The organism is Aureibaculum koreense (assembly GCF_034296135.1).
In the GTDB taxonomy this organism is placed as follows: Bacteria; Bacteroidota; Bacteroidia; order Flavobacteriales; family Flavobacteriaceae; genus Aureibaculum.
The window spans coordinates 1-16,030 of sequence record NZ_JAXKVV010000005.1 but is presented as its reverse complement, the minus strand read 5'-3'; the positions used below and the strand labels follow the sequence as shown (position 1 = coordinate 16,030).

The following is a 16,030-nucleotide window of genomic DNA, read 5'->3' as shown; positions in this document are numbered from 1 at the left end:
AACCTTCTATTAAAAGTACAATATACAACTACTTGAATGTCAATTTAAAATATATTAATAGCAAGGACAAACCTGCTGTTATACTGTTGGTAATTATCATGGCTAAACTATTAACGTATATACCGTAAATTAACCATAAAATAATGCCCACAAAAAAAACCATAAACATTGTTAATGAAAGACTATCGGCAGATTTACTTTTCCATGTTTTATAAACTTGCGGCACAAATGCCGCTGTCGTTAAACCACCCGCGATTAAACCTAAAATTTCAATAGATGCTATCATCCTACAATATTTACAATTTTACCTGGCACAATAATTACTTTTTTAGGCGTTCTACCTGCTAATTGTGATTGTGTTTTTTCATGAGCCATCACCGCAGCTTCAATTTCATCTTTGGTTAAATCTAAACTTAAATCCATGGTGAAACGCATTTTACCATTGAACGATATTGGGTAGGTTTTGGTACTCTCCACCAAATACTTTTCTTCAAACTTAGGGAAAGGTGCTGTTGAAATGGATTCTTTATGACCCAATTTGCTCCATAATTCTTCTGCTATATGAGGTGCATACGGTGAAATTAATATTAATAACGGTTCTAAAATATCTCTGCTCGTACATTTTTGAGCAGTTAACTCATTTACGGCAATCATAAAAGTAGAAACGGAAGTATTGAATGAGAAATTCTCAATATCTTCCTCTACTTTTTTGATGGTTTTGTGCAATGTTTTATATTCCTCCCCCGGAGCCCCCTCTGGGGGAGAACTGGTTACGTAAAAAGTTCCGTTTTCACCTGTATGGTACAATTTCCATAATTTTTTAAGAAAACTGTGTACGCCCGTAATACCCGCAGTATTCCAAGGTTTTGCTTGTTCTAATGGGCCTAAAAACATTTCGTACAGACGTAAACTGTCCGCTCCATATTGTTTACAAATAGCATCTGGGTTTACAACATTGTATTTGGATTTAGACATTTTTTCGACTTCGCGACCAACAATGTATTTATCATACTCTAAAAAGAATTCTGCATCATTATACTCTGGTCTCCATTTTTTAAACGCTTCGATATCCAACTCATCTGATGAATTTATTAATGAAACATCTACATGAATTTTTTGCATGTCAACTGTTGAATTTTCTTTTCCAACAGCTTTATCAATCTTCTTTAAATTATTGAAGAATACACTTAAATGAGCTTCATTAACAGATGAACCTGCTTCTCGATATCCATTTGAAATAAAAAGAATTTTATCATTATTTGCAACTCTATAAACATAAGCACTCGTCCCTAAAATCATTCCCTGATTGATCAGCTTTTTTGCAAATTCATCCTTAGGTACCAACCCTTTGTCAAACATAAATTTTTGCCAAAAACGGCTGTATAGTAAATGTCCAGTAGCATGCTCACTACCACCAATGTATAAATCGACATCTTGCCAATAATTAATGGCTTCTTGCGAGAAGATTTCAGCATCATTATTTGGGTCCATATAGCGGTTAAAGTACTGTGAACTTCCTGCCCAACCTGGCATGGTGTTCAACTCTAATGGGTAGATTCCGTTATCCTCGTGAGATTCCTCGTCGCTCGTTCCTCGCTTTGTCGGAATGACAAGTTTATCATTAGATACTACTTTATTATTTTTTGTATCCCAAGCCCAAACCTCAGCATTGCCCAATGGTGGTTTGCCATCTTCGGTGGGTAAGTACTTTTCAACTTCGGGTAAGATAATTGGTAAATATTCTTCATCAATCATTTGAGGCAATCCGTTTACATAATACACTGGAAAAGGTTCACCCCAATAGCGTTGGCGACTAAAAACAGCATCACGCATACGGTAATTGACTTTTTTATAGCCAAGTCCACGTTTTTCAATTTCATAAATAATCATTTTCATTGCCTTTTTATAGGGCAATCCGTTTAAGAAATCAGAATTGGCAATTACAGACTTCTCTTTTTCGGCAAAAGCCCCTTCAGAAATATCTACACCTTCAAAAATATTAGGAATGGGAATATTAAAATGTTTGGCAAAATCGTAATCACGTTGATCGCCACAAGGTACTGACATTACTGCTCCCGTTCCATAGCCTGCCAATACATAATCACCAATCCAAATCGGAATCGGTTCTTTGGTAAACGGATGCTCGGCATAAGCACCAGTAAAAGCTCCTGAAATGGTTTTTACATCCGCCATTCTATCCAATTCACTGCGTTTGGCAGTGGCTTTGATATACGCTTCGACTTCTTCTTTTTGTTCTGGAGTTGTAATTTTAGTAACCAATTCATGTTCAGGAGCCAAGGTCATAAAAGATACGCCGAAAATGGTGTCGGGGCGGGTGGTGAAGACAGAGATGACCTCCCCCAGCCCCTCCGAAGGAGGGGAGTTTAGCTCTAATTTAATTTTTAAAAGTACGTTATCAATATTATTTAGAACTTCTTCGTTAGTAAAACGTAACAATTTAAAACCCTTTTTTTGTTCAAGTAATAATTGTCTTTCCGCATCTTTATCTAATTGATATTTATGAATTTCACCATCAACCTCAATGATTAATTTCTTTTCAATACACACAAAATCCACAATGTAATTAAAAATTGGATGCTGTCTTCTAAATTTGACCCCAAGTCCTTTCTTTTTTAACTTTTCCCAAAGCTTTGTCTCTGCAGGAGTAGGACTCTTACGCATTTTTTTAGCTCTGTCAAGTAAAACTCCATAAATTTCAGAATCACTTGTTCTATATCGAGGCTCGGTTCCCCCTCCTTCGGAGGGGGCTAGGGGGAGGTCGCTTGTGGGTAGAACTTTAAAACTCACCATCGCCCCTTCACTCCTCCCAATCCAATTGGTTTGTGAATCTTTAAGAGGTTGTGGCCAATCTATTTTATCTAGACCATCTAATAAACGCTGAGCGTATGCGGAAATACGCATACTCCATTGTTTCATTTTTTTTCGGATTACTGGGTGTCCACCACGCTCTGAAACTCCGTTTACAATTTCATCATTTGCCAAAACAGTCCCTAAGGCAGGGCACCAATTTACTTCAGTATCCGACAAGTAGGTTAGACGATATTGTAAGAGAATTTCTTGTTGCTTCTCATTTGAAAAACGTTTCCATTGCTCAGCATAGAATTGTTCAATATCCTCATCTGAAACTGCATTAACGGTTACATTACCTTCTTTTTCAAAAGTGGCTATAAGGGTTGAAATATCTTCGGCCTTATCAGAATGTTTATTATACCACGAGTTAAATAGTTGAATAAAAATCCACTGTGTCCATTTATAATAACTAGGATCGGAAGTACGCACTTCCCTACTCCAATCGAATGAAAAGCCTATTTGATCTAACTGTCTTCTATATGTTTTTATATTCTCTGCAGTTGTAATTGCAGGATGTTGACCAGTCTGAATAGCATATTGCTCCGCAGGTAATCCGAAACTATCATAACCTTGAGGGTGCAATACATTAAATCCTTTGTGACGCTTATAACGGGCATAAATATCTGAAGCAATATAACCTAACGGATGCCCAACGTGCAAACCCGCACCACTAGGGTAAGGAAACATATCCAACACATAATATTTAGGTTTTTCAGCACCTTCTTCACCTGGGTTAGCGGCCTTAAACGTTTTGTTATCCGCCCAATACTTTTGCCATTTGGCCTCAATTTCATTAAAATGGTAACTCATTCGGTTATTTTTTTCAAGTGGCAAAGTTACGTTTAAACTGTTAAAGGAGAAAAATTTTAAACTCCCATTTGCTCTAGTGTTTTTTTTATACTTTTAACAATCAGAAAACTACACTCAATATGAAAAAAATTATCCTTTTATTTTTTGCACTTTTAATATTCATTTCTTGTACAGAACAAGAAAAAGCCGACTTAATTATCTTCAACGCCAATATTTACACGGTAAACGATTCTTTTGCTAAAGCGGAAGCCATTGCCATTAAAAATGGAAAATTTATCGCGGTAGGCACAACAGCCGAAATCATAAAAAAATATGAGGCAGCAAATAATATTGATGTAGATGGAAAAACAATAGTACCAGGATTAATAGACGCCCATTGTCATTTCTACGGTTTAGGGTTATCTGAACAAAAGGTGAAATTAGAAGGCACTAAAAGTTTTGATGAAGTAGTACAGCGTATTGTCGATTTTCAAAAAGAGAAAAATGTAAGTTATATAACCGGTCGCGGTTGGGATCAAAATGACTGGGAGGTTAAAGAATTTCCTACAAAGGATAAATTGGATGAATTATTTCCAGAAACCCCTATTGCCATTACACGCATTGATGGACATGCCTTATTGGCTAATCAGGCTGCTATAGATTTGGCAGGAGTAACCGTTGATACTCCTTTTTCAGGTGGAGATATCATAAAAAAAGATGGAAAGTTAACTGGTGTTTTTGTTGACAATCCTATGGGTTTAATAGGTTCTAAAATTCCTGGCCCAAGTTTACAAGAATCCATACAAGCCTTGAAAGATGCCGAAAAAATATGTTTAGCCAACGGATTAACAACAGTAAATGACGCTGGTTTATCAAGAGAGGCAATCGAGTTAATTGATAGTTTGCAACAAGCAGGCCAGTTAAAAATTAAAGTTTATGCCATGGCATCTGCTTATCCTAAAAATTTAGATTACTATCTCAATAAAGGTACTTATAAAACAGATCGCCTTAACGTGCGTTCGTTTAAAGTCTATGGGGATGGTGCGTTGGGTTCTAGAGGTGCAGCCTTACGAGAGCCTTATAGCGATAAACCCGGACATTTTGGTGCTTTGGTAAATACACCTGAAAACTTAAAAGAAATTGCGGAACGTATAGCTGATTCGGATTTTCAGATGAACACGCATGCCATTGGCGATTCTGCCAATCATTATTTATTGGAAATTTACGAAGAAGTGTTAAAAGACAAAACAGATAGACGTTGGAAAATAGAGCATGCACAAATTGTTTCGCCAGACGATTTTGATTTTTTCAAAAATATTGTTCCATCCATACAGCCTACCCATGCCACTTCTGATATGTATTGGGCAAAAGACCGAGTAGGTGCAGAACGCATGAAAGGGGCATATGCTTTCAAAGATTTATTAAACCAATATGGAAAAGTTGCTTTGGGAACGGATTTCCCTGTTGAGCACGTAAGTCCTATGTTGACTTTTTACGCTGCTGTTGCCAGAAAAGATTTGAACAATTATCCTAAAAATGGTTTTCAAATGGAAAATGCGTTGTCAAAAGAAGAAACGCTAAAAGGCATGACTATCTGGGCTGCCTATTCTAATTTTGAAGAAAATGAAAAGGGCAGTATTGAAGTTGGTAAAATGGCCGATTTCATTATCCTTGACCAAAATATTATGGAAATTCCTGTTGAAAAAGTCCCTAATATAAAAGTGCTAGATACATATGTAAACGGTGAAAAACTGAATTAACTTTTATTAATTCGATACCAGTACTGGTTCTTTTTCGAATTTTAGCGGTACGTTCACCCTAACGGTATCCCAACCTAAAATCATCTGAGATGTATCATTCTTCTCTTTAAATGCTATTGTAAATGCTTCCAATTCTTCTCCTTTTTTTACAGGTACTGTAATTTCTGCTACGTTAAAAAACGGATCGTATTGGCAGGCACCCCAAACATCAGTTTGAGAGCTTAAAATAACTTGCCACTCTTCCTTATGAGGAATAGTAACCAGCACATAAGTTCCTGCTTTTACCTCGCAATCGCCAAATTGTACATCTTTAAAGAATTTAACTTCGGTTGCTTCGTTAGCTCCAGTTCGCCATAATTTATCGTATGGCACTAAATTACCGAATACTTCCGAATCTTCTTTCTTTGGACGACCGTATAACACTTTTGCTAACGGTGGCATTATTTTGCTTTCTCTTAAATATGATATATCATGAGGAATATCATCTACAGGTACAAAACCTTGGGCTCTGGTTTCAGAAACAAAAAAAAGGATTAAAAAGAGGGAGATAACAGTTGAAATGTAAAATTTTACCATGCAATAATTTAGTTTAGTTGGGATAACAACGTGATTTTTGTCACTTTATTATTAAAAATTTAAACAATATAGGTAAATACTTCTTTTAAAGTATTGCATATTTTTACAAATATTAAATAAATTGTGTTAATTTGTAAGCATATTATTGTTTTTTGTTTATGAAATGAAATAAAAAATGAATTTTTGCATTATTAAAATTAGAAAACCAAAATTATGTGTGGAATTGTATGCGCTTTTGATTTGAAGCAAAAATCTGAAGATTTAAGACCCCAAGTATTAGATATGTCTCAAAAAATCCGTCATCGTGGACCGGATTGGAGCGGAATTTACGCCGATGAAAAGGCAATTTTAGCTCATGAGCGTTTAGCTATTGTTGATCCAGCTTCTGGTAAACAACCTTTATTTAGTGAAGATAAAAAATTGATCTTAGCCGCCAATGGTGAAATTTATAATCATAGAGAACTACGTAAACAATTTGAGGGTACTTATAATTTCCAAACAGAATCCGACTGTGAAATCATTTTAGCTTTATATCAGAAAAAAGGTGTTGATTTTATTGATGAAATGAACGGAATTTTCGGATTTGCAATTTATGATGTTGAGAAAGATGAATATTTTATTGCTCGTGACCACATGGGTATTATTCCGTTATATATAGGTTGGGATGCCAACGGAACATTTTATGTTGCCTCAGAATTAAAAGCATTGGAAGGTGTTTGTACTAAAATTCAGTTATTTCCTCCTGGGCATTACATGTCTAGTAAAGATGGTGAATTTGTACAATGGTATAAAAGGGATTGGACGGAATATGACGCTGTAAAAGATAATGAAACTTCAATTGCCGAAATAAAAGAAGCGTTGGAAGCAGCAGTTCACCGTCAATTAATGAGTGATGTACCTTACGGAGTATTACTTTCTGGCGGATTAGATTCTTCAGTAACATCTGCAATAGCAAAAAAATATGCCGAAAAGCGAATAGAGTCCGATGATACCAAAGCGGCTTGGTGGCCTCAATTACACTCCTTTTCTGTGGGATTGGAAGGTTCACCTGATTTAGCCGCAGCTCAAAAAGTAGCAGATCATATTGGTACTGTACACCATGAAATAAAATTTACAATTCAAGAAGGTTTAGATGCTATTCGTGATGTGGTTTATAAGCTAGAGACATACGACATAACAACTATTCGTGCTTCTACGCCAATGTATTTGATGGCAAGGGTCATCAAATCTATGGGAATAAAAATGGTATTGTCCGGAGAAGGTGCCGATGAACTTTTTGGTGGTTACTTATACTTCCATAAAGCTCCCAACGCTAAAGAATTTCACGAAGAAACTGTACGTAAATTGAGTAAATTACATATGTATGATTGCTTACGTGCCAATAAAAGTTTAGCCGCTTGGGGTATTGAAGGTCGTGTACCGTTTTTAGATAAAGAATTTATGGACGTTGCCATGCGAATCAACCCTCAAGACAAAATGATCAATGGTGAACGTATGGAAAAATGGGTGGTCAGAAAAGCTTTTGAAGATATGTTACCGCATAGCGTAGCTTGGAGACAAAAAGAACAGTTTAGTGATGGTGTAGGTTATAGTTGGATAGACACTTTAAAAGAAATAGTAAATGCCGAAGTAAGTGATGAACAACTGGCAAATGCGAAGTATAAATTCCCAATCCAAACACCTACAAGTAAAGAGGAATTCTATTACCGTTCTATTTTTGCAGAACATTTTCCAAGTGATGCGGCAGCTTTATGCGTACCGCAAGAAGCATCTGTAGCGTGTAGCACACAAATAGCTTTGGAATGGGACGAGAGTTTTAAAAACATGAATGACCCATCGGGTAGGGCAGTATCAAAAGTGCATGACGATGCTTATATGAAATAGTAAAAATTAAATTTTCAATAAAAAACCCTGCTTACGGCAGGGTTTTTGTTTTTTATATATCTTTGATACAAACAAAACTAGTAAAATGAAAAATTTAAACCTAATCATCGTAATTGTTACGATGGTGTTTATGTCTTTTAGCTTATCCGCCCAAGATAAGCTAAAAGGCAACAAAATAGTGACTTCGGAAAACAGATATATCGAGGGATTTTCCAAAATTGAAACCCATGATAAAATTGAAGTTATTGTTACACAGGGTATGGAACAATCCGTCACCGTTGAAGCTGATGAAAACTTACATGTAGCAGTATTTACTGAAGTAAGGGACAGTACATTAATTATTGATCTTACTAAACGAATAACCAGAAAAAAAGAATTACGAGTATTGGTTACCATTGACCAATATATCAATGAGATTATTACCAAAGATAAATCTGAAATTACATCGTCTGGAACACTTAAATTTGACCATTTGACCATCAATGCAGAAGATGATTCTAAATTGACTTTAGATTTTCAGGCCTCGAAACTCGTTTTAAATAATAACGAAAGTGCAAACGCAAAGTTGACCGTAAGTGCCGATGATGTTTTTATAAATGCTGATAAAGCAGGTAAAGCAAAAATAAATCTTAGTTGTAATCATGTTGAAGCTATTATTGAAGGCAGCTCAACCACCGAAATTTCCGGAGGTTGCTCTGAATTGTACGTTAATGCACAAAATAGAAGTAATTTTAAGGGTGGAAGCCTAGAAAGCAATGAAGTAATTGTAGAAGCGACAGATAACGCGGATGTTCAAATAAATGCAAAAAAAGAATTAATTATTAATGCTATTGATGATGCAGAAATCTATATTTATAACAATCCTAAAATTACCATTGAAAAATTTCAGGATAAAGCAGTTTTAAGAAAAAAATAGGAAAATATTTTGTCGGTATTTGAATAGATAACTCCATTTTTGTAGATAACTCTAAATTTTATAAAATGAAAATATTAATTGTAGAAGACGAGGTTGAATTATTAGACTCAATGGCAAGTTATCTTAAAAACGAAGATTTTATCTGCGAAAAAGCTACATCCTTTTTTGACGCAGAAGATAAAATTGTAAGTTTTAAATATGATATTATAATCCTAGATATCACATTGCCTGATGGAAGTGGTATTGACCTATTAAAACTAGTGAAAGAACAATCATCTAAAACCGGTGTGTTAATTGTATCTGCCAAAGATTCATTAGATGATAAATTGAAAGGGCTAGACCTCGGTGCTGATGATTATATTACCAAACCCTTTCATTTGGCCGAATTAAACTCAAGGATAAATTCGTTAATTAGACGTAGAAATTTTGACGGTGATGAATTTATTGAATTCAATGAGATTAGGGTAGATCCTAGTTCAAAAGAGGTAACAGTACACGGAAAACCTGTCGAACTGACTAAAAAAGAATTTAATTTGCTGCTCTATTTTATTACCAACAAGAATAAAGTACTTACTAAAGAATCTATTGCGGAACATCTTTGGGGAGATGATATTGAAATGGCGGACAGCTACGATTTTATTTATACCCACATGGGAAATTTAAGAAAAAAAATAAATAAATTAGGTGGTAATAATTACTTACAGACCATGTACGGCCTAGGTTATAAATTTACAGACACGTTAAAGTAATTTAACACACACTTCACTTAAGGGATAAATAAAAATAACGCATGAAACTAATAGAAAGAACAAGTAGAACTTACCTCTGGCTATCTATTGTTATATTCATTGTATCTGCTGGTATGCTTATCTTTGTACTAACAACCGTTATGAATAATAGGTTGGACGAACAACTGCGTTACAGTAAAGAAGTAATCTCCAAAAGAATAAAATATGGCTATCCGCTAACTATATTTGAAGAACCGAGAGAACTCAATGAAGCAGAACAAAAAAAATATCCTAATGACACCATAATATTTAAGGATACTTTAATTCTTAGAAACATTGAAGGTGAGGGTGTTGACGAATTTGAAAAATACCGGCAACTTACCGCCTATGAAACCCTGCACGATGCCAGATACAAAATTGTTGCCAGAAATTCATTGGTCAGAAACCAAGATTTTATCTGGGTAATAGTGTTGTCTTCATTTATAATTATTTTACTCTTGTTAATTGGGTTGTGGATTTTAAACACGCAAATCTCCAAAAAATTATGGCATCCTTTTTATACCAACATAGATAGACTTAAAAATTTCTCTGTGCAAGATCAAGAGGCTATTGAGTTGGAAAATTCAAATATAGATGAATTTAAAGAACTTAATAATTCCATACAAAACCTTACTCAAAAACTACAATCGGATTTTAGTAGTTTAAAAGAGTTTTCAGAAAATGCTTCGCACGAAATGCAGACACCATTGGCAATTATGCAATCAAAAATTGAATTGCTATTACAATCGGACAATATTAATAAGGAGCAATCGGAACAATTGCAATCCATTTACCAAGCTGGCAAACGACTATCTAAATTAAACAAAACCTTATTGTTATTGGCAAAAGTTGAAAACCAGCAATATAGTACTAAGGAAGAAGTGTCATTTCTAAATTTGATCGAAAAACAATTGGAAAACTATGAAGATTTTATCCTCAATAAAAACATTACTGTAAACAAAAATTTATCAGATCATATAATTTCTACCAACACCATTTTAGCAGATACGCTAATTTCAAACTTATTGAGCAATGCCATTAAACATAATATAAATGATGGAATTATTTCTATTATATACACAGAAGAGCAACTCATCTTTAGTAACACTGGAGAACCGTTAAAAGGAAATCCTGAAGATCTTTTTAACCGTTTTAAAAAACAAAGTACTCGTAAAGATTCCCTAGGTTTAGGTTTGGCAATTATAAAACAGATTTGTGATGTTAATCAATGGCAGCTCAATTATTACTGTGAAGATAAATTGCACACACTTAGTGTAAGTTTTGGTAATGAGATACATTCTGAAGAAAATTAATATCTGTAAGACTCCCGACCAATAAATCTTTGTTCTCAATTGTATTGACAAGAAGACAAATCACAATTAAATGTTAAAGTAAAAAACTTCACTTTATCTTAAGAATATCTTTAGAATCTGCCCCTACATTTGACCCAACAAAAACAAACAAAACTAAATATTAATTAATTTAAAAACACAAAATCATGAGAAAATTAAGTTTCCTAGTAGCGTTCGCAGTAATGAGTTTAGTAAGCACTGCTACTTTTGCACAAGAAGTTGAAGAAACAGTTGTAGAAGCCGTAGCTCAACAAGAAGAAAAAGTAGAAATTCAGGTAAGTGAATTACCAGAAGCTGTAACTGCCGCTTTAGCTGCTGACTTTGCTGATTATTCTGCTGACAAGGCTTATAAAACTACAAAAGATGAACAAGAAGTTTATTGGGTGGTTTTATCTAAAGAAGATGCTAACATAAAAGTTCTTTTTGATGCTGAAGGTAAAGTTATCAAACAAAAAGAAAACGAACTTTAGTAAAAGAATAAACAAAGCAAATTGGGTTGATTGCTTTTAACTGGAACAGCTTAACAAAATCTACAAGTTAAGCTGTTTCTTTTCTTTAAGTATTATTTGAGTCAATAGAAAAAACACGTTCGTTTCTGAGCGTTTTTTTTTTGATTTTAAAATAATTTATGATGATCAAGTTATAATTTAACCTTTTACAGCGGGTCTCTTAATTAAATGTTAAACTTCTAACACGCTCATTATCTTTAGAGTATCTTTAGAATCCGACAGTACATTTAACGCAAATTAAAAACCATCATAATGAAAAACGAAAAAGACTTATTTTATGTAACCATTGCCAATCAGAATGCCAAAGTTAAATTCGTATTTGATACCAAAGGTAAATTGTTAAAGAAAGACGATCTAAAGACCATAATTCCAAAAAGTTTAATTGGTGCTTTTTAATTTTTTTATATTTCTAACAAAAACTTTAGATTCTCTTTAGATTCTCTTATTACATTTGGTGTATCAAAAAACACTAAACTAAAAACAGAGCAAATTGGGTTGATTGCTTTTAATTGAAACAGCTTAATATATTACTACACATTAAGCTGTTTCTTTTTCTAAATGAATCCATTATGCAAAACAATAAAACACTCTAAATTTAAATACCTCTCTATTGTAGAGAATTTGTTAATAACTTACGTTATTTAACGACATTGAAAACACGCTCAACCGGGCGTGTTTTCTTATATTTGTATGTTTTTGAAAATACTTAAAAAAGAGACATAAAAATATGAGCGAAGAAGCTAAAAAACAGAATTACTCAGCGGATAGCATCCAAGCCTTGGAAGGGATGGAACACGTTAGAAAACGTCCTTCAATGTATATTGGGGATGTTGGTATTAGAGGTTTGCACCACTTGGTTTATGAGGTAGTCGATAACTCTATAGATGAGGCTATGGCCGGGCATTGTGACGCTATAAGTATCATTATCAATGAAGACAATTCTGTTACTGTAAAAGACAATGGTCGTGGTATCCCCGTAGATATCCATAAAAAAGAAGGTGTTTCTGCTTTACAAGTGGTAATGACCAAGATTGGTGCAGGCGGTAAATTCGACAAAGATTCTTATAAAGTTTCCGGTGGTTTGCACGGTGTTGGTGTTTCAGTTGTAAATGCACTTTCTTCGCATTTAAAAGCTACTGTTTATCGCGACGGTAAAATATACGAACAGGAATATGAACGCGGTAAAGCATCTTATCCTGTAAAAGCTGTTGGCGAAACAACCGAAAGAGGAACGGTGGTTACTTTTTTAGCGGATGATACCGTTTTTCAAGCCGACATAGATTTTAATTACGAAACTTTGTCAACCAGATTAAGAGAATTGTCTTTCCTTAATAAAAAGATAAGACTATCAATTACGGACAAAAGAAATAAGGACGAGAAAGGCGAATTTATTCATGATGAATTTTACAGTGAGATAGGATTGCCCGAATTTATCAAATATCTTGACGGAAACAGAGAGCAATTAACTTCTGATGTTATTTCAATGGAAAGTGAGAAATCAGGTATTCCAGTAGAAGTAGCCATGGTTTACAATACTTCCTACAATGAAAATTTACATTCGTACGTAAATAATATCAACACACACGAGGGCGGTACACATTTATCTGGTTTTAGAAGAGGATTGACACATACCCTGAAAAAATACGCCGACTCTACCGGTATGCTCGATAAATTAAAATTCGAAATTGCAGGTGATGATTTTCGCGAAGGATTGACAGCAATTATTTCGGTAAAAGTAGCCGAACCACAATTTGAGGGGCAAACCAAAACCAAATTAGGCAACCGAGACGTTACCTCAGCAGTTAGCCAAGCCGTTTCTGAGATGTTGACCGATTATTTGGAAGAAAACCCCAATGATGCAAAAACAATCGTTCAAAAGGTAATTTTAGCCGCTCAAGCACGTCATGCCGCAAAAAAAGCACGTGAAATGGTGCAACGCAAAACGGTAATGTCCGGTGGAGGATTGCCAGGCAAACTATCGGACTGTGCTTGGACAGATCCGGAAAAATGCGAATTGTTCTTGGTCGAGGGAGATTCTGCGGGCGGTACCGCTAAAGCGGGAAGAGATAGGAATTTTCAAGCCATTTTACCGCTTCGTGGTAAAATTTTGAATGTTGAAAAGGCCATGCAGCACAAAGTTTTTGAAAATGAGGAAATCAGAAATATGTACACCGCTTTGGGTGTAACTATTGGTACCGAAGAAGACAGCAAGGCTCTAAATCTTGAAAAGTTACGTTATCATAAAATAGTTATTATGTGTGATGCCGATGTAGATGGTAGCCACATTGCAACATTAATTTTAACTTTCTTTTTTAGATACATGAGAGAGTTGATTGAAGAAGGTTATATATTTATTGCGGCACCACCATTATATTTGGTTAAAAAAGGTGCTAAAAAAGAATATGCCTGGTCTGATAAAGAGCGTGATGAATTGCTTAAAAAATTTGATGGCGGCACCATACAACGCTATAAAGGTCTAGGTGAGATGAATGCCGAGCAATTATGGGACACAACTATGGACCCTGCTTTTAGAACCATGCGTAAAGTAACCATAGACAATGGCGGTGAAGCGGACAGAGTGTTCTCAATGCTTATGGGAGATGAAGTGCCACCTCGTAGAGAATTTATTGAAAAAAACGCGGTTTACGCAAATATTGACATATAAAAACAAACACATGAAAGTAACTATTGTAGGTGCAGGAGCTGTTGGTGCAAGCTGTGCTGAATACATTGCCATTAAAAACTTTGCATCAGAAGTTGTAGTATTAGACATTAAAGAAGGTTATGCCGAAGGTAAAGCCATGGATTTAATGCAAACCGCTTCGTTAAACGGATTTGACACAAAAATTGTGGGTTCAACAGGGAATTATTCAAAAACCGCCGGAAGCCACGTTTGTGTAATCACATCAGGTATTCCTAGAAAACCAGGAATGACGCGTGAGGAACTAATAGGTATTAATGCTGGAATCGTAAAAACGGTTTCAGCAAGTTTGATAGAGCACTCTCCAAATACCATTATTATTGTGGTTTCCAATCCTATGGATACAATGACGTATTTAGTTCATAAAACAACCAACTTGCCAAAAAACAGGATTATAGGTATGGGCGGGGCATTGGATTCCGCTCGTTTTAAATACAGACTGGCGGAAGCATTAGAAGCCCCTATTTCTGATATAGACGGTATGGTGCTGGGCGGCCACTCAGATACGGGTATGATTCCTTTAACCAGCTTAGCTACGCGTAATAGTGTGCCTGTTAGTAAATTTTTATCTGAAGAGAGGTTAAATCAAGTTGCTGAAGATACTAAAGTTGGTGGTGCTACCTTAACAAAATTATTGGGTACTTCCGCCTGGTACGCTCCAGGAGCAGCGGTATCTAGTTTGGTACATGCCATAGCTTGCGATCAGAAAAAAATGTTTCCTTGTTCTACTATGCTTAGTGGCGAATACGGCCTGAATGACATTTGTATAGGAGTTCCCGTACTATTAGGTAAAGATGGTATCGAAGAAATTGTAAAGATCGATCTATCGGATGCTGAAAAGGAAAAAATGAAGTCTAGTGCTGAAGCGGTTAGCAAAACCAACGGTTTATTAGAATTATAACTACCTCTAAATCCTCCTCTTTTTTAAGGGGAGGTGACGTAGTAGCCGGGTGGGTTTGCAACTAATAAGGGCTGCTTATGTTTAAGAACAGTCTTTTTTATATATTTACAAAAAACTTGTCTGCCAATTGGCGGATTTAAAAACACAAACAAAATGAAAAACATGAAAAAAATAATCTTAGTCTTACTTGTAACTATGAGTATGAGTGTTATTGCTCAAAAAGAAATTAAAGAGGGTGTAATGACAAATAAAGTCACCATGTCTTCTGACAATGAGCAGGTTAATGCATCTTTTGCTATGATAGGCGATATTAGTGCAACTACTCATTTTAAAGGAAATAAAGCACGTACTGAGCAAAGTAATCAAATGACAGGAACTCAAATTTCTATAGTTGACCAAGATGCTAAAGAGTTTCTCATGTTAATGGAAAACCCGATGTTGGGTAAAAAATTCTTAAAGCAAACTACTGAAAAGTCTGATGAGGAATTGAAAAATGTTTCTGTAACCGCTAATGGAGAAACCAAAACCGTGGTTGGATATGAGTGCAAAGGTTATGACGTAGTTACCAAACAAAATGGACAAGAACTTAAAATGAAAATGTTCGTTACCGATAAGATTTTAGCTCAAGAGCAATACGCATCCATGTTGGGAGGTAAATTAAAAGGGTTTCCTTTATATATGGTTGTATCTATGAATCAAGGGGGAATGGCAATGGATATTACAATTGAAACCACCGAAATTAAAGAAGAAAGCGTAGATGATAGTAAATTTGATATGACCATTCCTGAGGGATATACCGAAATGGCAATTCCAAAACAATAATTTACACTTTTAAAAAAATTCAAATTAAAGAGGCTTTAAAAGACCTCTTTTTTATTTACAGTAATACCATTTCTGATTTAAAAATACTCAAAAAATGTTTTAGTGTATAATTGATAACTGGTGATAGATTTTATAAGTTCAGGAGTTAGTTGGTTTACCATCTCAGTAATTTTATCTTGTAG

At 35.0% G+C, this 16,030-nt stretch carries 13 protein-coding genes; 10 read left to right on the top strand and 3 right to left on the bottom strand.

Going from position 1 to position 16,030, the window contains the following annotated elements:
• Window positions 1-28: 28 nt before the first annotated feature.
• Both UMM65_RS06100 and UMM65_RS06095 read right to left on the bottom strand, forming a co-directional pair.
• A complete protein-coding gene (locus UMM65_RS06100; RefSeq protein ID WP_321975604.1) occupies window positions 29-286 on the bottom strand; it encodes a SemiSWEET family sugar transporter in 258 nt (85 codons plus the stop codon).
• Entirely contained in the window at window positions 283-3,681 is a 3,399-nt protein-coding gene (locus UMM65_RS06095; protein WP_321975603.1) for a leucine--tRNA ligase, read from the bottom strand. Before UMM65_RS06095 ends, UMM65_RS06100 begins: the two co-directional genes overlap by 4 nt.
• A 119-nt stretch (window positions 3,682-3,800) precedes the next feature.
• Between UMM65_RS06095 and UMM65_RS06090 the strand changes: the two genes are divergently transcribed.
• Entirely contained in the window at window positions 3,801-5,420 is a 1,620-nt protein-coding gene (locus UMM65_RS06090; protein WP_321975602.1) for an amidohydrolase, read from the top strand.
• Between the two features lie 6 nt (window positions 5,421-5,426).
• On the opposite strand, the gene UMM65_RS06085 is transcribed toward UMM65_RS06090, so the two are convergent.
• Window positions 5,427-5,996, bottom strand: coding sequence for a DUF2911 domain-containing protein (locus UMM65_RS06085; RefSeq protein ID WP_321975601.1), 570 nt, complete (start codon window positions 5,994-5,996; stop codon window positions 5,427-5,429).
• A gap of 213 nt (window positions 5,997-6,209) precedes the next feature.
• On the opposite strand from UMM65_RS06085, the gene asnB reads away from it, so the two are divergent.
• The 9 genes from asnB (at window position 6,210) to UMM65_RS06040 (ending at window position 15,848) form a co-directional block, all read left to right on the top strand.
• A complete protein-coding gene (asnB, locus tag UMM65_RS06080) occupies window positions 6,210-7,880 on the top strand; it encodes an asparagine synthase B (RefSeq protein WP_321975600.1) in 1,671 nt (556 codons plus the stop codon).
• Window positions 7,881-7,965: 85 nt separating this feature from the next.
• Window positions 7,966-8,796 (top strand): GIN domain-containing protein, encoded by an 831-nt coding sequence (locus UMM65_RS06075; protein ID WP_321975599.1) that lies wholly within the window; start codon window positions 7,966-7,968, stop codon window positions 8,794-8,796.
• Window positions 8,797-8,861: 65 nt separating this feature from the next.
• Window positions 8,862-9,545 carry a response regulator transcription factor gene (locus UMM65_RS06070; RefSeq protein ID WP_321975598.1) on the top strand — a complete coding sequence of 228 codons (684 nt, stop codon included), beginning with the start codon at window positions 8,862-8,864 and terminating at the stop codon, window positions 9,543-9,545.
• Between the two features lie 41 nt (window positions 9,546-9,586).
• On the top strand, window positions 9,587-10,876 hold the full coding sequence (locus tag UMM65_RS06065) for a sensor histidine kinase (protein WP_321975597.1): 1,290 nt from the start codon (window positions 9,587-9,589) through the stop codon (window positions 10,874-10,876).
• Between the two features lie 185 nt (window positions 10,877-11,061).
• Complete coding sequence (locus UMM65_RS06060) at window positions 11,062-11,385, top strand: hypothetical protein (RefSeq protein ID WP_321975596.1); 324 nt, start codon at window positions 11,062-11,064, stop codon at window positions 11,383-11,385.
• Window positions 11,386-11,676: 291 nt separating this feature from the next.
• Entirely contained in the window at window positions 11,677-11,820 is a 144-nt protein-coding gene (locus UMM65_RS06055; RefSeq protein WP_321975595.1) for a hypothetical protein, read from the top strand.
• Between the two features lie 331 nt (window positions 11,821-12,151).
• A complete protein-coding gene (gyrB, locus tag UMM65_RS06050) occupies window positions 12,152-14,089 on the top strand; it encodes a DNA topoisomerase (ATP-hydrolyzing) subunit B (protein WP_321975594.1) in 1,938 nt (645 codons plus the stop codon).
• 10 nt (window positions 14,090-14,099) lie between these two features.
• On the top strand, window positions 14,100-15,026 hold the full coding sequence (locus UMM65_RS06045; protein ID WP_321975593.1) for a malate dehydrogenase: 927 nt from the start codon (window positions 14,100-14,102) through the stop codon (window positions 15,024-15,026).
• 162 nt (window positions 15,027-15,188) lie between these two features.
• Entirely contained in the window at window positions 15,189-15,848 is a 660-nt protein-coding gene (locus tag UMM65_RS06040; protein ID WP_321975592.1) for a hypothetical protein, read from the top strand.
• Window positions 15,849-16,030 lie beyond the last annotated feature (182 nt).